Origin of the sequence: Lactimicrobium massiliense (assembly GCF_900343155.1) — a bacterium.
Classification (GTDB): domain Bacteria; phylum Bacillota_I; class Bacilli_A; order Erysipelotrichales; family Erysipelotrichaceae; genus Bulleidia; species Bulleidia massiliensis.
Window position 1 is genome coordinate 120,988 of record NZ_OUNG01000006.1, and the last position, 20,363, is coordinate 141,350.

General features: G+C 49.0%; 20 protein-coding genes and 1 tRNA gene. 19 read left to right on the top strand and 2 right to left on the bottom strand.

Features of this window, described 5'->3' with window-relative positions:
- Positions 1 to 47 precede the first annotated feature (47 nt).
- From DHU66_RS11190 to DHU66_RS11215, 6 genes are read left to right on the top strand one after another with little or no spacing between them, the layout of a single operon-like run.
- Positions 48 to 665 carry a redox-sensing transcriptional repressor Rex gene (locus DHU66_RS11190; protein WP_108776027.1) on the top strand — a complete coding sequence of 206 codons (618 nt, stop codon included), beginning with the start codon at positions 48 to 50 and terminating at the stop codon, positions 663 to 665.
- 12 nt (positions 666 to 677) lie between these two features.
- Positions 678 to 2,066: an asparagine--tRNA ligase gene (gene asnS, locus DHU66_RS11195; RefSeq protein WP_108776028.1), complete on the top strand. Its 1,389-nt coding sequence runs from the start codon at positions 678 to 680 to the stop codon at positions 2,064 to 2,066.
- A gap of 17 nt (positions 2,067 to 2,083) precedes the next feature.
- The gene (locus tag DHU66_RS11200) at positions 2,084 to 2,929 is read left to right on the top strand and encodes a LicD family protein (protein ID WP_108776029.1); all 846 of its coding nucleotides are present in this window, start codon (positions 2,084 to 2,086) and stop codon (positions 2,927 to 2,929) included.
- The gene (gene abc-f, locus DHU66_RS11205; protein ID WP_108776030.1) at positions 2,929 to 4,782 is read left to right on the top strand and encodes a ribosomal protection-like ABC-F family protein; all 1,854 of its coding nucleotides are present in this window, start codon (positions 2,929 to 2,931) and stop codon (positions 4,780 to 4,782) included. Before DHU66_RS11200 ends, abc-f begins: the two co-directional genes overlap by 1 nt.
- A gap of 60 nt (positions 4,783 to 4,842) precedes the next feature.
- Entirely contained in the window at positions 4,843 to 6,060 is a 1,218-nt protein-coding gene (locus tag DHU66_RS11210; RefSeq protein WP_108776031.1) for a diphosphate--fructose-6-phosphate 1-phosphotransferase, read from the top strand.
- A gap of 20 nt (positions 6,061 to 6,080) precedes the next feature.
- The gene (locus DHU66_RS11215; RefSeq protein WP_108776032.1) at positions 6,081 to 6,761 is read left to right on the top strand and encodes a 5'-methylthioadenosine/S-adenosylhomocysteine nucleosidase; all 681 of its coding nucleotides are present in this window, start codon (positions 6,081 to 6,083) and stop codon (positions 6,759 to 6,761) included.
- 60 nt (positions 6,762 to 6,821) lie between these two features.
- On the opposite strand, the gene DHU66_RS11220 is transcribed toward DHU66_RS11215, so the two are convergent.
- Positions 6,822 to 6,910 (bottom strand) — tRNA-Ser (locus DHU66_RS11220).
- 99 nt (positions 6,911 to 7,009) lie between these two features.
- Here DHU66_RS11220 and DHU66_RS11225 point away from each other — a divergent pair.
- Positions 7,010 to 8,716 (top strand): M3 family oligoendopeptidase, encoded by a 1,707-nt coding sequence (locus tag DHU66_RS11225; RefSeq protein WP_209451823.1) that lies wholly within the window; start codon positions 7,010 to 7,012, stop codon positions 8,714 to 8,716.
- A 25-nt stretch (positions 8,717 to 8,741) separates the two neighbouring features.
- On the opposite strand, the gene DHU66_RS11230 is transcribed toward DHU66_RS11225, so the two are convergent.
- Positions 8,742 to 9,671, bottom strand: coding sequence for a LysR family transcriptional regulator (locus DHU66_RS11230; protein ID WP_209451824.1), 930 nt, complete (start codon positions 9,669 to 9,671; stop codon positions 8,742 to 8,744).
- A 102-nt stretch (positions 9,672 to 9,773) separates the two neighbouring features.
- Here DHU66_RS11230 and DHU66_RS11235 point away from each other — a divergent pair, with 102 nt between their 5' ends.
- Genes DHU66_RS11235 through DHU66_RS11290 form a run of 12 tightly spaced genes read left to right on the top strand, consistent with a single transcriptional unit; the run spans position 9,774 to position 20,311 of the window.
- Positions 9,774 to 10,451 (top strand): YoaK family protein, encoded by a 678-nt coding sequence (locus DHU66_RS11235; RefSeq protein WP_209451825.1) that lies wholly within the window; start codon positions 9,774 to 9,776, stop codon positions 10,449 to 10,451.
- Complete coding sequence (locus DHU66_RS11240) at positions 10,438 to 10,797, top strand: hypothetical protein (protein ID WP_108776034.1); 360 nt, start codon at positions 10,438 to 10,440, stop codon at positions 10,795 to 10,797. The genes DHU66_RS11235 and DHU66_RS11240 overlap by 14 nt, the downstream gene beginning before the upstream one ends.
- A gap of 56 nt (positions 10,798 to 10,853) precedes the next feature.
- Positions 10,854 to 11,174: a hypothetical protein gene (locus tag DHU66_RS11245; RefSeq protein ID WP_108776035.1), complete on the top strand. Its 321-nt coding sequence runs from the start codon at positions 10,854 to 10,856 to the stop codon at positions 11,172 to 11,174.
- The gene (locus DHU66_RS11250) at positions 11,171 to 12,208 is read left to right on the top strand and encodes a V-type ATPase subunit (RefSeq protein WP_108776036.1); all 1,038 of its coding nucleotides are present in this window, start codon (positions 11,171 to 11,173) and stop codon (positions 12,206 to 12,208) included. The genes DHU66_RS11245 and DHU66_RS11250 overlap by 4 nt, the downstream gene beginning before the upstream one ends.
- 15 nt (positions 12,209 to 12,223) lie before the next feature.
- On the top strand, positions 12,224 to 14,041 hold the full coding sequence (locus DHU66_RS11255; RefSeq protein ID WP_108776037.1) for a V-type ATP synthase subunit I: 1,818 nt from the start codon (positions 12,224 to 12,226) through the stop codon (positions 14,039 to 14,041).
- A 26-nt stretch (positions 14,042 to 14,067) separates the two neighbouring features.
- Complete coding sequence (locus DHU66_RS11260) at positions 14,068 to 14,505, top strand: ATP synthase subunit C (RefSeq protein WP_108776161.1); 438 nt, start codon at positions 14,068 to 14,070, stop codon at positions 14,503 to 14,505.
- Positions 14,506 to 14,521: 16 nt separating this feature from the next.
- Positions 14,522 to 14,830: a V-type ATP synthase subunit F gene (locus DHU66_RS11265; protein ID WP_108776038.1), complete on the top strand. Its 309-nt coding sequence runs from the start codon at positions 14,522 to 14,524 to the stop codon at positions 14,828 to 14,830.
- Between the two features lie 10 nt (positions 14,831 to 14,840).
- The gene (locus DHU66_RS11270) at positions 14,841 to 15,446 is read left to right on the top strand and encodes a V-type ATP synthase subunit E (RefSeq protein ID WP_108776039.1); all 606 of its coding nucleotides are present in this window, start codon (positions 14,841 to 14,843) and stop codon (positions 15,444 to 15,446) included.
- Entirely contained in the window at positions 15,443 to 17,194 is a 1,752-nt protein-coding gene (locus tag DHU66_RS11275) for a V-type ATP synthase subunit A (protein ID WP_108776040.1), read from the top strand. The genes DHU66_RS11270 and DHU66_RS11275 overlap by 4 nt, the downstream gene beginning before the upstream one ends.
- 14 nt (positions 17,195 to 17,208) lie before the next feature.
- Entirely contained in the window at positions 17,209 to 18,630 is a 1,422-nt protein-coding gene (locus DHU66_RS11280; RefSeq protein ID WP_108776041.1) for a V-type ATP synthase subunit B, read from the top strand.
- Complete coding sequence (locus DHU66_RS11285) at positions 18,631 to 19,269, top strand: V-type ATP synthase subunit D (RefSeq protein WP_108776042.1); 639 nt, start codon at positions 18,631 to 18,633, stop codon at positions 19,267 to 19,269. It begins immediately after the preceding gene.
- Entirely contained in the window at positions 19,256 to 20,311 is a 1,056-nt protein-coding gene (locus DHU66_RS11290) for a M42 family metallopeptidase (RefSeq protein ID WP_108776043.1), read from the top strand. Before DHU66_RS11285 ends, DHU66_RS11290 begins: the two co-directional genes overlap by 14 nt.
- Positions 20,312 to 20,363 lie beyond the last annotated feature (52 nt).

The window sequence follows — 20,363 nt, forward strand, 5'->3', positions numbered from 1 at the left end:
AAATTCACAAAGTCGTAAATTTATGTTATGATATCGACGGTGATATTATGACAGACTATGTAGTACCAAAAGCAACACTGCAGCGCTATCCCGTCTATCTGAAAGCCCTGCGCAAGCTGAAAAATAATGGCTATGACCGTATTATGTCAAAAGAGCTTGCGGACTATGTCGGAATTGAATCAACGACAATCCGTCGTGATTTCAGCTTTCTCGGCAAGCTTGGCAAACAGGGATACGGATACGATGTGGATAAACTCATCAGTATCTTTTCTGAACAGCTCGGTGTGAACTTTGATGAAAAAATTATTCTGATCGGTGCAGGTAACCTCGGCAAGGCACTGCTGAACTATAATAACTGGAACCATGTCGTTGGTGAGATTGTGTGCGCATTTGATATTGCACCGCAGAATATCAAGGCGTCGGTTCCGGTTTATGATATTAAGGATCTTCATGAGAAGATGCCAAAAGGGTGCCGGATTGCCATTCTGTGTATTTCACAGAGCGTACAGGAGACGGTTGATCTGCTGGTAGCCAATGGAATCCGTGGCATTGTATCCTTTGCCATGGATCACTTCTCGGTGCCTGCCGGCGTATTTGTAAAACAGGTGGATGTTGTCTCATCAATTCAGGAACTGGTTTTTGAGGCAAATTTGATGGAAAAATAAGAGGAATAAATTATGCCAACTGAAATGAGTGTGCGTGAGCTCTATGAGCTGACTGCTGAGGGATCACAGCTTGAAAAAGATCAGGTTGAATATGTCCAGCTTCAGGGGTGGATCCGTTCCAACCGCAGCGGTAAGGCCGTTTCGTTCATTGCTCTGAATGACGGTACATATCTGGCCAATGCCCAGGTTGTATACAGTGCAGACAGTCTTTCCAACTATGAGGAAGTTTCTCATTATCTGACTGGTACGGCTGTTTCTGTGATCGGCCGCTATGTGCTGACACCAGACAACCGTCAGCCATTTGAAGTGCAGGCAACTGAAATTGATCTGGAAGGTGCCTGCGATGCGACTTATCCGCTGCAGAAGAAGCGCCACAGCTTTGAATATCTGCGTGAAATCGGACATCTGCGTCCCCGCACAAATACATTTGAAGCCGTCTTCAGAGTCAGAAGCTGCCTTGCGATGGCCATTCATGAATTCTTCCAGAACCAGGGATTTGTCTATGTCAACACACCGCTGATTACCGGCAATGATGCCGAAGGTGCCGGCGAAACATTTACGGTTACAACCCGCACAGATGGCAACTGGGAGAAAGATTTCTTTGGCAAGCATGCCTCTTTGACTGTCTCTGGACAGCTGCACGCCGAAGCCTATGCAATGGCATTCCGCGATGTCTATACATTCGGTCCTACCTTCCGTGCTGAAAACTCCAACACAACAACCCATGCGGCTGAATTCTGGATGATTGAGCCGGAAATGGCATTTGCGGATCTGGACTACGATATGGCTGTGATCGAAGACATGGTAAAGTACTGCATTAACTATGTTTTTGATAACTGCAAAGAAGAGATGAAGTTCTTCAATGAGCGTATTGATAAGACACTGATCGAACGTCTTGAACATGTGCGTTCTTCCCAGTTCCGTCAGATGCCTTATACAGAGGCCATTGAAATCCTTGAAAAGCACAAGGATGAATTTGAAAACAAGAATATATTCTGGGGCATGGACCTCAATACGGAACATGAGCGCTACCTGTGCGAAAAGGTTGTCAAGGGACCGGTGTTCCTGACCAACTATCCAAAGGATATCAAAGCGTTCTATATGCGCCAGAATGACGATGGCAAGACCGTTGCTGCGGTAGATCTGCTTGTACCGGGAGTCGGCGAACTGGTCGGCGGCAGCCAGAGAGAAGAACGTCTGGATGTTCTTGTCAACCGTATGAAGGAACTTGGCATGAACCTGGACAACTACCAGTGGTATCTGGATCTGCGCCGGTATGGCGGCTGCCAGCATGCTGGTTTCGGTCTTGGCTTTGAAAGACTGATCATGTATATCACAGGCATGGAAAACATCCGTGATGTCATTCCGTTTGCCCGTACACCGCGCAATCTGATGTATTAATACCGAAAGGAGCAGAAATGGAACAGTACGTTGTCAAGAAAAATCCGGATGGCTCAGAAATTACCGTTGCCGATGTACAGAAGGTACTGCTGGTAATTCTGAAAGATATTGATGCCATCTGCCGGCGCCATTCCATTTCTTACTGGCTCAATGGCGGCAGTGCACTCGGTGCTGTGCGCCATCAGGGTTTCATTCCCTGGGATGATGATGCGGATATTGCCATGATGCGTTCTGATTTTGAGCGCTTCATTGAAATCATGAAGAAGGAATGCCCGGAAAAATATGTCTTCCAGTGCTTTGCGACCGATGACCGTTACAATGTGCTGATCCCTGGCATGAAGATCCGCATGAAAGGTACCTATCTGCAGGAAGTCAATACACTGCTGGATAACCGCTGCAAAGGATATGAAGGCTGTGACGGTATCTTTGTGGATGTCTTTGTCTATGACTATGTTTCTATAAACATGTTTGAAGACCTGCCGCGCCGTTTGCTCAATGATGTGCTGATGGTGCCGGAAGTTGTCGCAGATAATGTGCTGCATATCAACCCGATCGGCATTAAAAAAGCGATCATGAACAATGCGCATGCCTATGGCAGACACTGTGAGAAGAAGCACAGCGACTATATCGGCTTTGATCTGACATGGGTATGGAAGAGCCCTTTCAAGCCTTTTATCTTCCGGTATGATGATATTTTCCCGGTGCAGTATGTTCCCTTTGAGGATACACAGCTGCCCATTGCGGCCCACCCCCATGAATTCTTAACCATGGGAATCGGCCCCGGATATATGCAGCTCCCGCCTGAAAACAAGCGCTATGCCAAGCATATCCGTGATATCCGCCTGCCAAAGGAGGATGATTGATGCTTTACCAGGTAAGTCATGGCGCCAAAGATTTTGGCGCCAATACTGTTTTTGAGGATGTACAGTTTGAAATACGCGGCAATGAGAAGATTGCCATTGTCGGCCGCAATGGCTGCGGTAAAACAACCTTTCTGCGCTGTATGTGCGGAGAGGACCATTTTGACAAAGGAAATATCTCCCGTCCCAACAGCCTGACTATTGGTTATCTGTCCCAGAAGGTTCTTGACCATGATGAAAATACAGTGGAGCAGGAACTGAAAGCTGTCTATGCGCCATTATTTGCTCTGCAGAAGCAGCTGGAAGCACTGGAAGCACAGATGGCAGAAAATCCTGACGAAAAAGTCATGAACCAGTATGCGGATCTGCAGGAGAAATTTGAGCGGAGCGGCGGTTACAACTGGGAAGCCGAAATGAAGACGGTCTTTACGAAATTCGGCTTTCAGCTCGAAGATCTGCACCGCAGAATCGGTGAATTCTCCGGCGGTCAGAAGACCAGAATTGCCTTTGTCCGTCTGCTTCTGTCAAAACCGGATATTCTTCTGCTGGATGAGCCAACCAACCATCTGGATCTGGCTGCTATTGAATGGCTGGAAGGATATGTCAAAAACTATCCGAGTGCCGTTGTCGTCGTCTCTCATGACCGGATGTTTCTGGATCATGTTGTTTCCGTTGTTTATGATATGGAATTTGGCAGGATGAAGCGGTATGCAGGCAACTACACTTCATATGTGGAACAGAAGAAGAATGATCAGGAACGCCAGCAGGCAGCCTATGTCCGCCAGCAGAAAGATATCCAGCGTCTGGAAGCACTGATTGAAAAATTCCGCTATAAGAAAAACAAAGCTGCTTTTGCCCAGTCCAAAATGAAGTACCTGGACCGCATGGAGAGGGTAGAAGAAGTACAGCACAATGACAAGCAATTCCATGCCGACTTCTCACCGCGCCTGAAGGGTGGGGAAGAGGTGCTGGAAACAGAAAAGCTGGTCATTGGCTATGACCACCCGCTTGCCCAGGTGACAATGAAAATACGGCGCGGTGACAGGGTTGCGATCATTGGTGACAATGGCACCGGCAAATCAACTCTGGTCAAGACTCTGATGAATCTGGTGCCAAAACTTGGGGGATCATTCCTGTTTGGCCATCAGATCGAGATCGGCTATTTTGACCAGCAGCTTGCCCAGTTCTCCAGCGGTAAAACCGTGCTGGAAGAAATCTGGGATGAACATCCGGATATGGACCGCACTGCCATACGATCTGTACTGGGCCGCTTCCTGTTTTCGGCAGATGATGTTTTCAAGCTGGTGGATGTACTGTCTGGCGGAGAGAAGGTCAGGCTTTCCCTTGCTAAGCTCATGCTACAGCATGCCAATCTGCTCATTCTGGATGAACCGACCAACCATCTTGATATTCCCGGTAAAGAAGCACTGGAAGATGCCCTGCGCGGATTTACCGGTACGATTCTGTTTGTTTCCCACGACCGTTATTTCATCTCGCAGCTTGCCACCAAGATGCTTGTACTCCATGATGGCAAAGCTGATTTCCTGAATGAAACCTATCAGGAATATATGGAAGGAAAACAGGTTCAGGAAGAAAAGCCTGTGGAAAATAAGGAAGTTACGCGTCCAAGAACACAGAAAGCCAAGAATCCAGAAGCAATCCGGCGGCAGATTGCCCAGTTGGAAAAAGCCATTACTGCCAAGGAACAGGAACTGGAAGAAAGCAGGGCACTGCGCTTTGAACCGGAGTATTATCAGGATCAGGCAAAAATGGATGAGCTGGATGCCCACATTGATGACATCCACAATGAACTTGCCCATATGTATGCGGACTGGGAGGAGCTCTCTGAAGAATGAGAGCTTCTTTTTTTATCGGGATTGCCGCTATAATGATGACAGTAAAAAGGAGAATTGCATATGTCGAATTGCATCATTGCCCAATCAGGCGGACCTAGTTCTGTCATTAATGCCACGGTGGCAGGCATTGTCAAAGCCAATCAGCTGAATCCGCTGTATGAACATGTTTATGGCGGCCTGAATGGCATTGAGGGCATTCTGCAGGAACGTTTTGTGGATCTGACCAATATGAGTGATCTGGAAAACAGGCTGCTGCAGCAGACACCTTCCTGTGCCCTTGGCTCCTGCCGCTATAAGCTGAAAAGAGACAATGAGGCAGATTTCCAGAAGATTATTTCAATCATGGACCATTACCAGATTGAAACCATGTTTTATATCGGCGGCAATGATTCCATGGATACGGTGGCTGCTCTGAGTGAATACACAGCCAGTCATCAGATTGCCAATCACCGCTTTGTCGGCTGTCCCAAGACGGTTGACAATGATCTGGTGGAAACAGACCACTGCCCCGGCTTTGGGTCTGCTGCAAAATTTATTGCGGCAACTGCGCTGCAGTGCTGGTATGACATCAATGCATATCCTTCCAGCCGCACCGAAGTCTTCATCCTGGAAACAATGGGCAGAGATGCCGGCTGGCTCGCCGCGTCTGCCTGCCTCAGCAACAAAGTGGATATCCTGATCGTGCCAGAAGAACCGTTTAACAAAGAGCATTTTCTCAGCAGAGTCAAAGATGTGATTGCATTGCGGTCCAAATGCTTTGTAGCAGTTTCGGAAGGGGCACGCTACATCGATGGCACGTATCTTTCCTGCGGAGAAGCGCGCAGTGAACTGTTTGGACATACAGTCTTAGGCGGAGCAGGCAGGGCACTGGAACAGATGATTCTGGATGCAGGGATCGCCAGCCGATGCAAGGTGCAGGATCTGTCTATTGCCCAGCGCTGCCATGCCACGGAACAGTCATTGACAGATGTAACAGAGAGCTTTCAGCTTGGCATGTCTGCCCACATGCATACGGCAGATCCTTCGTTCACAGGCAGAATGGTGGGTCTGAAACGGCTGCCCACAGAGCAGTATGCTGTATCATGCTTTGATGTTGATGCTGAAAAAGTTGCCAATTTCGTAAAGAATTTTCCATCGCAGTGGCTGCTGCCGGATTATGGCGGGATCAGTGAGGAAGCCAGACAATACATGCTGCCTTTGATCAAAGGAACACCGGAAATCATCTATGATGAAACCGGTCTGCCTGCCTATATAAAACCGTATTATCTGGTAAGATAGGTGAGCGAGGTAGGAATACAATGAAAAATACAGGCATGATTGCTGCAGTGGAAATTGATGCAGTAAAAGAAAAATACGGGGAACCTGCAGAAATGCTGCAGGCAGGAGGATTTCCGGTCTATCATTATGTAACAGACAGCGGGAACCTTTATATTCTCCATTCCGGACCAGGTGAAATCTCAGCAGCTGCCGGGACACAGGCACTGATCTCAGAGTTTCATGTCTTTTTGATTACAAATTTCGGTGTCGTCGGCGGATTGAGTGAGGAAATGAGCAAGGTGCGTCTTTGCATCGTAGACAAGGTTGTACATTATCAGTTTGATACATCCGAAGTAGACCATTGTGAACCGGGTCTTTATCTCAATGAATACCCGACTATATATATGCCTGCAGACAGAAATCTGCTTGCCAGGGCAAAGCAGATGTATCCGGATCTGAAACCAGTCATCTGCGCTTCTGGTGATAAGTTTGTCGGCAGTGTGCAGGAGAAAACAAAGATTCATGAGCAGTTCCATGCCGATATCTGTGAAATGGAAAGTGCCGGCATCGTCAAGACAGCCAACCGCAACAAGGTCCCCTGTGTGCTGATCAAGATGGTCGCAGACAGTATTACCGGCGGAGAAAAAGAATATTTCAGTGCTTTTAATGAAAGCAGCAGGAAAGCACTGGATGTGCTGGATATACTGATTCAGTCACTGTAACAAAAGGAAACAGGAAAGAAAAACAAGACTGCCGGGATCATTGACAGTCTTGTTTTATGATGGCGGAGAATGAGGGATTTGAACCCCCGCACGCTTGCACGCCTAACGGTTTTCGAAACCGTCCCCTTCAGCCTCTTGGGTAATTCTCCAAATGCATTCATTAGTATATCATAGGCATTCCATCTGTTGAAAGAAAAAGATTCGTCTGTACGATATGGTATGATGGTAGGCATCAGGGAGAAGACGATATGATAACATTTGATGAAATGAAGTATGAACGTCCTGATCTTGATCAGGTACAGGATGAGCTTTCTGGCTATGTAAAAGACCTGAAGAAGGCTGAGAACTATAGTCAGGCACGTGATGTTTTTCTCGCCCAGGACAAGGCACTGCGCCATGTGGCGACATTGAGCACGCTTGCGCAGATCCGTCACGATATCAATACCAATGATGGGTACTACAAGGCAGAAAACGAGTTCTGGCTTGCAGCAGCTCCGCATCTGCAGGAGCAGGAACAGGCATTTACAGATGCACTGCTTGTCAGTCCGTTCCGCTCTGACTTTGAAAAGGAATTTGGCAGGATCGTATTTCTGAATGCAGAAATTGCCAGAAAAGCATTCTCTGCTGACAATATTCCGGATATGCAGAAGGAGAACCAGCTTGCCCAGGACTATGAAAACCTGCTGGCTTCTGCCCAGGTGCCGTTTGAAGGAAAAACATATACGCTTTCACAGATGACACCGTTCAAGAATGATCCGGATGATGCCAGACGTCTTGCTGCATGGAAGGCAGAAGGACAGTGGTACAAGGATCATCAGCCGCAGATGGATGAAATCTATGATCAGCTTGTTCATCTGCGTGATGCCATGGGCCGCCGTATGGGCTATGAAGGCTATACGACGCTTGGCTATTACCGTATGGACCGCAACTGCTATACAAAAGAGGATCTGGCAAAGTTCCGCGATGCTGTGGCAAAGTATGTTGTTCCGGTGGCAGAGCGTGTCTACAAGGCACAAGCAGAGCGTCTTGGTGTCAGTTATCCGATGAACTTTGCGGATGCTGCCCTGGAATTCCGTTCGGGCAATGCAAAGCCCGCTGGCAGTGCGGATGATATTATTGCGGCAGGCACAAAGTTCTATGATGAACTTTCCCCGGAAACAAGTGAATTCTTCCATGCAATGAAGGATATGAAGCTGATGAACCTGCTTTCTACAGAAGGCAAGGCAGGCGGTGGTTACTGCACAGACCTGGGTGATTATCATATGCCGTTCATTTTCGCCAACTTCAACGGAACACAGGGAGATGTCGAAGTAATCACGCATGAAGCAGGTCACGCCTTTGAAGCATACCTGAATCGCAGCAGGGTGCCGATGCGTACCATGTGGCCCACTATGGAAGCATGTGAGTGCCATTCCATGTCCATGGAATTCTTTGGTCAGGAATGGGCAGATGATTTCTTTGGCAAAGATGCGCGCAAGTACCGGTATTCTCATGTGGCAGGGGCAATCCGCTTCATTCCCTACGGCACGGCAGTGGATGAATTCCAGCACGAGATCTATGCACATCCTGAACTGACTCCCCGCCAGCGCCATGACGTCTGGAAGAAACTGTGCGGCAAATACATGCCATGGTACCGTCTGGATGGTGAAATTCCTTTCTACAGTGACGGCGAGCACTGGCAGCTGAAGCACCATATTTACAGCAGCCCGTTCTACTACATTGATTACTGCCTGGCACAGACGGTTTCACTGCAATTCTGGGCGATGATCCAGAAAGATGAAAAGACAGCCTGGAACACATATATGGCTTATACAGAGCAGGGCGGCTCTGATACCTGGACGAATATGTTGAAAAAGGCAGGTCTGGCATCACCGTTTGATGGCAGCACGCTGAAGGATATCTGTGAAAAGGCTGGACAGTATCTGGATGCATATGATCTGAGCGGCATCGAATAAGTAAAAAACGCATTTGGAAGGAATCTTACCAGATGCGTTTTTCATGCGCGTTATTCTGCTTTGACAGTGCCATCAGCCGGTCCATCAGTCTCCTGGCGGCCGGACTGATTGGTCTATGGCGGTCATACACAAGGGCAATCTGACGGCGGGGAATTTCTTCCTGCAGATGAAGCTGCACAATGCTGCCATTGGCAAGATCTTCTCTTGCCATGATCTCTGGCAGAAAAGCAATGCCAAGTTCATGCTTGACCATCGGCAGAATCTGGTCTGCTGTTGCCACTTCCGTATCAGGATGATACAAAGCGCCATGACTGGCAAACAAATCACTGTGAAACTGATAGCTCAGAGTCTCACGGGACATGGAAATCATGGAGTAGCTCTCAAGGTCATGCAGGGACAGACTCTGAAATGACAGGGCTGTAAAAGATTTTCCGCCAACCAGAATTTCCTGATAGGACAGCAGCGGCACACTGACAAAACCCGGATGTTTCCGGTGTGGTGTCGTCAAAACCGCAAAGTCCGCTTCGCCATCCTCGACGGACCGTAATGCCAGTGGATTGGCATGATTCAGAATGCGCAGGCTGATATGTGGATAGTCATAATGAAACTGCTTCAGCACATCCAGCAGCAACAGGTTCAGTGCCGTTTCAGAAGCACCGATGGTAATAATGCCCTGTTCCAGCTGCATATCTCCATTGAGCTCTTTCTGGGCATCATCAAACTGGCGCATGGCACGGTCCACGTGGGCAAACAGTTTACGGCCCTCTGCAGTCAGCACGATGCCGCGGTTAGAGCGGATCATCAGCCGGCATGACAGATTCTGTTCCAGCTTGTTCATTGTCCTGGTAACATTTGGCTGATTGGCGTGCAGGGCATTAGCTGCTTTGGTAAGACTGCCATATTTGGCAACATAATAGAAGGTACGATAATAATCCAGCGGAATGTTCATGGTCATATTTTACCATATCATTCTGATATGCCGGCAATCTCAAAAATACTTTTTACACATTTCCGTAAGGTCCTTATAATAGGCATGTTTTGGGAAAGGAGGAGCATATTGAATAAATCAGGATCACAGATGTCTGAGGCAAAGCGGACCATGGTCTTTCTTGCTTTGTCAGGCGGCCTGATGGACGCTTACTCCTATTTTGGCAGGGGCAAGGTCTTTGCCAATGCACAGACTGGCAATATTGTGCTGATGAGCGCAAAAATTGCAGATGGCGAATTTGCGGCCAGTCTCCGCTACCTGCTGCCATTATGTGCATTTGCGCTTGGCGTCATTGCCGCCCAGGAGATCCATACCCGCTTTCCAGGTGACCAGGGACTGCACTGGCGGCAGATCGTCATCGCTATGGAAATGGTTATGCTTGGTATCGTAGGCCTGATCCCTGCGGATATCAATCCGATTGCCAATGCGCTGCTTTCCTTTGCCTGTGCGATGCAGGTACAGGCATTCCGGACAGTGCGCGGCTCACCATATGCCAGCACGATGTGCATCGGCAATCTGCGCTCTGCCATGGACCATCTTGACCGGTCCATCCATGAAAGAAGCAGACGGGAGCTGCATCTGTGCGGAAAGTATCTGCTGGTTGTATTCGCCTTTGCCTTTGGCGCTGTAACAGGCTATCAGATGATCCGCCTGCTGGGACTGCATACGATCTGGATCAGCTGTGGATTACTGCTGGTCAGCTTCGTGATGATGATCCCAAAGGAGGCAGAACATGAAGCTGATTGATCTGCAGAATCTTCCTGGGGTACAACAGCTTTCCCCTGAAGACAGGGTACTGATGCCATGGGATATGGCGTGCATGCAGCTGCGGGGACAGATCGGTGATGACCCGGATTACTTCAGTGTCAAAGACCTGCTGTCCATTGAAAACGCAGATGTGCAGAACAAGGTGAAGCGGATGACGGAAGCTTACAACGAGATGCTTGAAAAAGAGTATCATCAGGCACCGATGTCATGGCCTGCACTGCTTGCCTATCTGCAGGATAAGAGCAGGATACTCAATAAGCAGGGAACTATAAACGACATGCATTCAGTCTCCGGTTGCAATTCTGAAAAAGCGGGCATAAGATAACAGACGTTGTGCATACCGGAATGGTATAGAATATTCACGATTAAGGAAGTGATGAGATGGAAATTGATGCGATCCAGAAGTTGATTGATACGGATGAGAAAGTTCGCAAAGAGATCAAAGATGTGTATGACCGCAGGGCACAGTTGAAACAGGCCATTGTGGATGAAAAGAAGAAAATGTCTGATGATGCCTGGGCAGCTGTCAATGCACAGGTGGAAAGTACCAAGGCGCAGCTGGAGGCAAAGGTGAAGGCTGACGATGCCCAGAACCAGGCATATTACAGCAAGGCAAGTGCTGACCTGCAGAAACAGTTTGATGCCAGCCATGACAAGTGGCGCAAAGAACTGTATGAACGGATTGTGGAGGATCATGCATGAGTTCTGATGGCGCAATGGCTGCCAAGGCCAGAGCGATGTTCGGGGAACGTCTGAATGCGGATGCCTATGCGGCTTTGCTGCAGAAGAAATCACTGGCGGAAATCGTTGCCTATCTGAAGACGAATACGCTGTACAGGCATGCGCTGGAAGGTGTTAACGAGAAGGCAATTCACCGCGGTCAGCTCGAAGTCCTGCTGCGGCGGAGCATGTATGAACGCCTGCAGAAACTGCTGCGCTATGGCAGTGATGCGGACGGCAGATTCCTGGTAGCCGCGGTCATGACCACGGAGATCGAGATGATCCTGCGCTGCATCCGTGTGCTGATGAATCCGGAAAGTGATGAAAGGGCAGAGATGATTGCCGAGATGCCGATGTATATCTCGCATTACATGTCATTTGACATCGGCAAGCTTGCTGAGATCACCAGCTATGATGATCTGCTCGCGTTCCTCAAGAATACCCGCTACTATGACATTCTGCGCAGATACCGGAAGGATAACCTGATGGAAATTGATGCGGTATCGCTGGAACATGATCTGCGCGATGCGTATTACCAGCATATGATTGTGCTTGCCAACAGTGATACACGCGGTGATGAGCGCCAGCAGGTGCTGAAGCTTGTCTCCATGCGTGCAGAGCTTGAGGCAGTCTCAATCATCTACCGATTGAAGAAGTACTTCCAGGCTGCACCGGCAGTGATTGAACGCACTGTTGTGATCCGCAGCTGCCTGTTCAAGGAGGCTGAGATCCGCCGCATGATCAAAGAAGATACAGCGGATGAAGTGCTTGCAGCACTGCAGCGGAAATACCACTTCTATACCAAAGGTGCGAATCCTCAGAATATAGACCGCTATATCGAGAAGATCGTATACAACATCTACTACACGATGATTGAGACAGACACAAGGTCCAATCTGATTCTGCTGAGTTATATGAATCTGTCCCAGATCGAGATCCACAATGTGATCAACATCTGCGAAGGTGTCAGATATCATATCTCCAATGACCGGATTCGGGCATTGCTTGTGTACTAGGAAAGGAGCCAGCGGATGGCAATTGTAAAAATGAAGTTCGTTGAGGCATCCACGGACCGTGATCATCTGGATTCAATGCTGCTGAAGGGCATTGGATCCGGCATGCTTGATGTCGAACCGGCCAGCAATATTGTGACCGAAGACAACGGCGGCAAGATGATCAGCGAGGAAAATCCGTATGCCGATTACAGGCAGACACTGCAGAACTTCGCCCATGCGGTTGGCTTCTCATTTGATCCTGACCGGAAACCTTCCAGAACATATTCCAAGGAAGAAATCGAAAAGTTTCTGGGCGAACTGAATGAGAAGTTTGGCATTACCAGTGATGCCGGGGAGGTAATTCTTACTCCTGATGATGAAAAGGCACTGGATGCCCTGAGTGTGTGCGGGTTTGAGAGAATCCATGCCTGCAATTATCTGAATTTTGGCTTTGGCAGAATGCCACGGGAGAGTTTCCCCAAGCTTTCAGCCTATCGGGATGTGAACTTTGTTCACCATCGTCTGCATGAAAACAAGCAGTACATCTGGATGGTCTATGTCACATCCGATTCCTACGCGGAAGAGGTTGCCAAAATCTTCCAGTCTCTGTATTTTGAACCAATGGAAATTCCGCCGGTGGATGTACACAGACTGCTGCATCAGTATGAAGACCAGCTGAATGATATCTTTGCCTACTGTTCACAGCGCAATGAAATCATCTCCCAGTACAAGTATGTTTCAATCTTTGATGAGAAGTACCTGCTGTCTGGCTTTGTACAGGCTTCACAGGTACAGGCATACGAGGATGCATTCAATGGGGAACCGGTCACTTTCACAGTGAAGGAGCCAGAGGATGTACCGCAGTTCAAGTGCCCGACACTGCTGAAGAACAACTGGTTTGCAAAACCGTTTGAACTGTTTGTGGATATGTACTCGACACCTGCCTATGGTGATTTCGATCCAACATTCTTCCTGGCAGTTACTTACTGTATTCTGTTTGGCATCATGTTTGGCGATATGGGCCAGGGCATCATCCTGATGATCATTGGCTTCCTGTTTGAGAAGAAGGGCAAGCTGTTTGGCATTATCGGCAGAGTCGGCATCACAAGTTCCATCATGGGATTCCTGTTTGGATCTGTGTTCGGCTATGAAGATCTGCTGAATCCGATTCATCAGAAACTGTTCCATGTACGTGAGAAGCTGTTCGATGTCATGGCAAAGTCCAACACGATGACACTGCTGATCGGTGCACTGATCATCGGTGTTGTGCTGATTGTCTGCTCCATGACCATTAATATCGTGAACAACCTCCGCCATAAGAAACCTGGTGAAGTGCTGTTCTCACAGAATGGCATTGCCGGTCTGGTGTTCTACCTGTATGTCATTATTGCCGCAGGCCTGAAACTGACGGGCGGTGCAAATCTGTTCCATGTTCAGTTTGTGATTCCATTCATTCTGGTGCCGGTGTTCTGCTTCCTGATGAAGGAGCCGCTGACCAATCTGGTGACAGGCCATGGTTTCAGAGCTTCCCAGTCATGGGGTGCATACATTCTCCAGAACTTCTTCGAAGTATTTGAAATCCTGCTGTCATTCGTTACCAACTCCATGTCTTATCTGCGTGTCGGAGGATTCGTTCTCTCCCATGCCGGCATGATGCTGGTAGTCATGACACTGGTCAAGATGACAGGCAATGCCGGACCGCTTGTTCTGGTATTCGGCAACATCTTCGTTATGGCGCTGGAGGGTCTGGTTGTTGGTATTCAGGCTCTGCGTCTTGAGTATTATGAAATGTTCTCCCGTTACTACACTGGTGGCGGCAGAAAATATAAAGCATTAACTGCACAAGCAGAATAAGGACGATTGTCCAGGAGGAAAAAATGATGTTATCTCTTAGTGAAGTATTGGTACCGCTGATTGCTGTTGCTCTTGTAATTGGTCCGCTGTGGCTCATTGTCAGAGGCGGTCTGAACCGTAAGAATGCCAAGCAGAGACTGCTCGGCCAGGTTGCTCTGTTTGCCGGTGTCTTTGCCATCTGCCTGATTGTCGGCGGCGCTAAGTTCGCTGCTATGGCTGAAGATGCTACGACAGCTTCTGCTGCTTCCAGCGCTACAGGTCTTGGCTACATCGCTGCTGCTCTTTCTGTTGGCTGTGCATGTATCGGTGCCGGCTGGGCTGTTGCAAAAGCATCCCCGGCTGCAATCGGTGCCATTTCTGAGAATCCTGATAACTTTGGTAAAGCCATCATCTTCGTCGCTCTTGGTGAAGGTATTGCCATTTATGGTCTTCTGATTTCCATTCTCATCATCAACAATCTCTGATCCTGAGGTGTGAGTTTTGAAAGCATACTGCATCAGTGACAATACAGACACAAAGACCGGCATGAGACTTGCCGGGATTGAGGGCGGTGTCTTTCACGACCGTGAAGCGATTGTCAAGAAACTGGATGAGCTCATCCATGATCCGGAGATTGCCATTATTCTGATGACAACCAAATGCGTGGAGATGGCTGGCGATGTGGTTTCTGACTATAAGCTGAACCTGCCCAAGCCGCTGATCGTCGAGATTGCGGACCGGCACGGATCAGGCAATATTGGCGAAACCATTGATGCCTACATCAGTGAAGCCATCGGCATTAAACTGTGAGGTGAAGTGAGTGGAAAATTATGAAGAGAAAATCCTGAAGACGATTGACGAGGATGTCAGCTCCAACGCCGAACTTGTGCGTAATCAGGTTGAGCAGGAGACAGAAGCACTGCGTCAGGATCAGCTCTCTTTTTACAAGGAAGGTCTGAAGAAGGAAACAGATACATACCTGGAAAAGGAACTGAGCGAGCTGCGTTTCTATGCGGCAACCAAATCGTCCAAGGATAAGATGGATACAAAGAAGAAACTTCTGCAGCTGCGGCAGTCTCTGACCGGCCAGCTGTTTGATGAAGTCAGCAGCGATCTGCACAGGTTTACTTCTTCTGGCGATTATGAAAAATGGCTGCAGAAACATCTTGAGGAAGTACATATTTCTGAAGATGGTGTCTTTGCGGCCAGAGAGCAGGATAAAAAGCTGTTGGAAAAACTGCTGGCAGCCAGAGGACTGCATAACAAAATAGAAACTGCCTATCTTGAAATCGGCGGTTTTCTGTACCGTGACGATGCAGCAGGAATTGAGTACAGCTGCACACTCGATGACAAGCTGAAAGAAGCCAGAGACTGGTTCCGCAACCATTCCGGCTTCCGGGTAGAGGAAAGTGAGGATGCGGCATGAGTGATGTCATTTATTCTATAAATGGGTCCGTCATTTCGGTCCGCAATTCTTTGACACTTGCCATGAGTGAGATGGTCTATGTCGGTGAAAAGAAATTGCTTGGTGAAGTCATCCGTATTGATGATGATCGAGTCATGATTCAGGTATATGAATCCACGACAGGCCTGAAGCCAGGTGAGGAAGTTGTCGGTACCGGCAATCTGCTGAATGCAGTACTGGGACCTGGCATTCTGCGCAATATCTATGATGGTATTGAGCGTCCGCTGCAGCAGATCGCTGATGAACAGGGCGCCTTCATTTCCGAAGGCCGCAGCATTCCGTCTCTGGATGCAGACAAGAAATGGGATGTTACCATGAAGATTAAGGTGGGCGACAAGGTCAAAGAAGGCGAAATCTTTGCGACCTGCCCTGAAACCAGTCTGATTGAACATCGTTCCATGATTCCGATCGGCGTCAATGGCACCGTTGTCAAAGCTGTTGAAAATGGCAGCTACACCGTCAATGACGTCCTGGCTGTTGTGCAGAATGACAATACCGGCAGACAGACAGAGGTTACGCTGCATCAGCAGTGGCCGATCCGTAAACCCCGTCCGATTCTCAAGCGTGAACCGATTTCCATGCCGCTGGTTACCGGGCAGCGTGTTGTAGACACAATGTTCCCGATTGCCAAGGGTGGATCCAGTGCCCTGCCGGGAGGATTCGGTGCCGGCAAGACCATGATGCAGCATCAGATTGCAAAGTGGTGTGATGCCGATATCATCATTTACGTAGGCTGTGGTGAACGTGGCAACGAGATGACCCAGGCCCTGGAAGAGTTCAGTGAACTGACCGATCCGAAGAGCGGCAAGCCGCTGCTGGACCGTACCGTATTGATTGCCAATACATCCAACATGCCGGTGGCTGCCCGTGAGGCAAGTATCTACACTGGGGTTACGATTGCGGAATATTACCGTGATATGGGCTACCATGTTGCCCTGATGGCTGACTCGACTTCCCGTTGGGCAGAGGCTCTGCGTGAAATCTCCGGCCGTCTGGAAGAAATGCCGGCAGAAGAGGGCTTCCCGGCCTATCTGCCAAGCCGTATTGCCCAGTTCTATGAGCGTGCCGGCTATGTGGATACACTGTCCGGATCCAAAGGATCCGTTACACTGATTGGTGCTGTTTCTCCGCAGGGCGGCGATTTCTCTGAACCGGTTACGGCAAATACCAAGCGTTTTGTCAGATGTTTCTGGGCACTGGACAAATCACTTGCCTATGCAAGACATTTCCCGGCTATGAACTGGACAGACAGTTATTCCGAATATGTGGATGATCTGTCCCACTGGTACAACCAGAATGTTGCCCATGACTTCCTGGATCTGCGTGCTGAGATGCAGGAGATTCTGCATGAAGAGTCCAATCTGATGGAAGTCGTCAAGCTGATTGGCTCAGATGTTCTGCCGGAAGATCAGAAACTGACACTTGAGATTGCCCGTGTGATCCGTGTCGGCTTCCTGCAGCAGAATGCCTTCCACAAGGATGACACATCTGTTTCTCTGCAGAAGCAGTACAAGATGCTGAAGACGATTGATTACCTGAAGCGTGCCTGCAGCCAGTATGTGGCCAAGAAGATTCCGGTATCGCTGATGGTCGAGACAGGTATTTTCGAAAAGGTGATTCAGATCAAGTACGAAGTACCGAATGACAAAATTGAGATGCTGGATGAATATCCGGCCAAGATTGATGCCGCACTGGCATCGATCGCTTAGAAAGGGGGCTTTGTGTGAGCCTGCAGTTATTAGGACTGAGTGATGTCAGAGGTTCTCTGATTGCCCTCGATCATGTCAAGAATGTTTCCAACGAAGAAATGGTTTCCATTGAGCTCGCTGATGGCAGCACCCGTATCGGCCGTGTCACAGAGATCGAAGGTGAAAGAGCAGTCATTCAGGTGTTTGAAGGCACTGATGGCATGTCCAAGACCAATGTCAAGACAAAGCTGCTCGGTCATCCAATGGAACTTGGTCTTTCCAGAGAAATCCTCGGCCGCACCTTCAATGGTGTCGGTGAGCCGATTGACGGCCTGGGAGAGGTTTATCCGGAAAAGTTTGAGGATGTCAACGGCAAGCCGCTGAACCCGGTTTCCCGTGTGTACCCACGTAACTATATCCAGACTGGTATCTCTGCCATTGATGGCCTGAATACACTGATCCGCGGCCAGAAACTGCCGATTTTCTCCGGCAGCGGCCTGCCGCATGACCAGCTTGCCATTCAGATTGTCCGTCAGGCACATCTGACTGGTGAAGACAGTGAAAACTTCTGTATTGTGTTCGGTGCCATGGGTGTCAAGAACGATGTCGCCGACATGTTCCGCAGATCCTTCGAAGAGACTGGTGTCATGGAGAAGGTTGTCATGTATGTCAACCTGTCTGATGATCCGATCGTCGAAAGAATGTTAACCCCGCGCTGTGCACTGACCGCAGCGGAATATCTGGCCTATGAATGCGGCATGAACGTGCTTGTCATTCTGACCGATATGACTTCCTATTGCGAAGCTGTACGTGAAATCTCTTCCAGTAAGGGTGAAATTCCTTCCCGTAAAGGCTATCCGGGCTATCTGTACTCCGATCTTGCATCGCTGTATGAAAGAGCCGGCATCATCAAAGGCGGCAAGGGCAGTGTGACCCAGATTCCGATCCTGACCATGCCGAATGATGATATTACCCATCCGGTACCGGATCTGACCGGTTATATTACCGAAGGCCAGATTGTACTGGACCGTGATCTGTATCTCAAGGGAATCAATCCGCCGATCGGTGTTCTGCAGTCATTGTCACGTCTGATGAAAGATGGTATCGGTGAAGGATATACACGCGGCGACCATCAGGATGTTGCCAATCAGCTGTTTGCGTCTTATGCCAAGGTCCAGGACGCCCGTTCGCTGGCAAGCGTCATCGGTGAGGACGAACTCTCAGATCTGGATAAGAAGTACATGGAGTTTGGACGCCGTTTTGAGTCGATCTTTATCGGCCAGGGCACCCATACCAACCGCTCCATTCAGGAGACGCTGAACCTGGGCTGGGCACTTCTTTCGACACTGCCTGCAAGTGCTCTTGACCGTCTGGATCCGAAGCTGATCAAGCAGAACTATGATCCGGAACATGCTGAGCGCACGATTGCTCTTGCTCTTGAGCAGGAGGAAAAATAAATGGCGGGCGTACCTGCAACAAAAGGAAATCTGATCAAAGCGAAGAAGTCGCTGGCTCTGGCTGAGAATGGCTATGAGCTGATGGACCGCAAGCGCAATATCCTTGTCAAGGAAATGATGAGTGAAGTTGAGAAGGTAAAAGCACTGCGTGAACAGATCAGTGATGCATATGCGACCGGATATTTCCTTCTGCAGCAGGCAAATGTCTATTCCGGCGTTATTGACCGGGTTGCCAGGCGCACCAAGGTAGAGGATTCGATCCATGTTACATATCGGAGTGTCATGGGTGTTGAAGTCCCCAAGGTGAGCTATCACAAACCGGATTCCTACGATATTCCATATGGTATGGAAGATACCAATGCGACCATCGATGAAGCGTACATACAGTTTCAGAAGGTAAAGGAGATCACGATGGTGCTGGCGGAGGTAGACAATACGGTCTACCGTCTTGCCCACGCTATTTCTACAACGCAGAAACGTGCCAATGCGCTTCGCAACATTGTGATTCCCCGCTATAAGGAAGAAATTCGCGTCATGAGTGCAGACCTTGAAGAGAAGGAACGTGAGGAATTCTCACGTATGAAGGTGATCAAGGCAAACAAGGAAAAGAAGGAAAGTACAGCAGATGAATCAAATTGAACGTATTGAGAAGCTTTCTGATGTATTCGGTGCATCCGGTTTTGAGGATGACGCCGCTGAATTTGTAAGATCCCAGCTGCCTGAGTATGATACCGTACAGGATCATATGCGCAATGTCCGCTGTGAGAAGGATGCACACAGTGACAAGCCAAGAGTCATGCTGGATTCCCATCTGGATGAAGTCGGCCTGATTGTACAGGCAATCCGTCCGGATGGCACCATGAAGTTCCTGCGCCTTGGCGGTATTTCGCCGTCTTCCCTGCCTGCCAATTCCTTTCTGATCAAGACGGATAAGGGTACCTTTGTTCCTGCAGTTGTTGCTGCCAAGCCGCCTCATTTCATGAGTGCAGCAGACCGCAATAAGCCGCTGGACCCTGATGATATGATTCTGGACTGCGGCAGTACAAGTGCCCAGGAAACAATGGCACTTGGCATTCATATCGGCTCTCCGGCTGTACCGGATGTCGTATGCCGCTATGATCAAAAGCGTGATCTGTTCTTTGGCAAGGCATTTGACTGCCGGATCGGCGTCGCTGCTGAAATTGAAACGCTGAAGAGAATGTATCAGAAGGAACTGCCGTGTGCACTGAGTGCCTGTTTCTCTGCCCAGGAAGAGGTAGGGGAAAGAGGTGTTCGTGCCAATGCGGCTGCGCTGAAGCCAGATGTCATGATCTGCTTTGAAGGATGTCCTGCAGATGATACCTTCTCACCGGATTACATGATCCAGGCGGCTATTGGCAAAGGACCAATGCTGCGGCATATGGATGTCTCCATGATCACCAACTGGAGATTCCAGAAGTTTGCCCTGGATACAGCCAGAAACCTTGGCATTCCGGTGCAGGAATCAGTGCGCAGCGGCGGCGGTACCAATGGTGCTGCAGTCAATACACAGTTCGGTGTACCGGCAATTGTCATCGGCATCCCGGTCCGCTACATTCACAGTTCCAACTGCTTTGTGAAGTACTGTGATTATGAAAATGCAGTCAGACTGGCATGTGCACTGCTGGAAAGACTGGACAAAGCTGCGGTGGAATCGTTCTGAAAGAGCCTGAGCAAGGCTCTTTTTCTGTATGATTCGTACGTTGAATGAGCAA

What these genes read in the sequence shown, in the direction of transcription:
- DHU66_RS11190 (WP_108776027.1), top strand. Translation starts at nt 48, where the DNA reads ATGACAGACTATGTAGTACCAAAAGCAACACTGCAGCGCTATCCCGTC.
- asnS (WP_108776028.1), top strand. Translation starts at nt 678, where the DNA reads ATGCCAACTGAAATGAGTGTGCGTGAGCTCTATGAGCTGACTGCTGAG.
- DHU66_RS11200 (WP_108776029.1), top strand. Translation starts at nt 2,084, where the DNA reads ATGGAACAGTACGTTGTCAAGAAAAATCCGGATGGCTCAGAAATTACC.
- abc-f (WP_108776030.1), top strand. Translation starts at nt 2,929, where the DNA reads ATGCTTTACCAGGTAAGTCATGGCGCCAAAGATTTTGGCGCCAATACT.
- DHU66_RS11210 (WP_108776031.1), top strand. Translation starts at nt 4,843, where the DNA reads ATGTCGAATTGCATCATTGCCCAATCAGGCGGACCTAGTTCTGTCATT.
- DHU66_RS11215 (WP_108776032.1), top strand. Translation starts at nt 6,081, where the DNA reads ATGAAAAATACAGGCATGATTGCTGCAGTGGAAATTGATGCAGTAAAA.
- DHU66_RS11225 (WP_209451823.1), top strand. Translation starts at nt 7,010, where the DNA reads ATGATAACATTTGATGAAATGAAGTATGAACGTCCTGATCTTGATCAG.
- DHU66_RS11230 (WP_209451824.1), bottom strand. Translation starts at nt 9,671, where the DNA reads ATGACCATGAACATTCCGCTGGATTATTATCGTACCTTCTATTATGTT.
- DHU66_RS11240 (WP_108776034.1), top strand. Translation starts at nt 10,438, where the DNA reads ATGAAGCTGATTGATCTGCAGAATCTTCCTGGGGTACAACAGCTTTCC.
- DHU66_RS11245 (WP_108776035.1), top strand. Translation starts at nt 10,854, where the DNA reads ATGGAAATTGATGCGATCCAGAAGTTGATTGATACGGATGAGAAAGTT.
- DHU66_RS11250 (WP_108776036.1), top strand. Translation starts at nt 11,171, where the DNA reads ATGAGTTCTGATGGCGCAATGGCTGCCAAGGCCAGAGCGATGTTCGGG.
- DHU66_RS11255 (WP_108776037.1), top strand. Translation starts at nt 12,224, where the DNA reads ATGGCAATTGTAAAAATGAAGTTCGTTGAGGCATCCACGGACCGTGAT.
- DHU66_RS11260 (WP_108776161.1), top strand. Translation starts at nt 14,068, where the DNA reads ATGTTATCTCTTAGTGAAGTATTGGTACCGCTGATTGCTGTTGCTCTT.
- DHU66_RS11275 (WP_108776040.1), top strand. Translation starts at nt 15,443, where the DNA reads ATGAGTGATGTCATTTATTCTATAAATGGGTCCGTCATTTCGGTCCGC.
- DHU66_RS11285 (WP_108776042.1), top strand. Translation starts at nt 18,631, where the DNA reads ATGGCGGGCGTACCTGCAACAAAAGGAAATCTGATCAAAGCGAAGAAG.
- DHU66_RS11290 (WP_108776043.1), top strand. Translation starts at nt 19,256, where the DNA reads ATGAATCAAATTGAACGTATTGAGAAGCTTTCTGATGTATTCGGTGCA.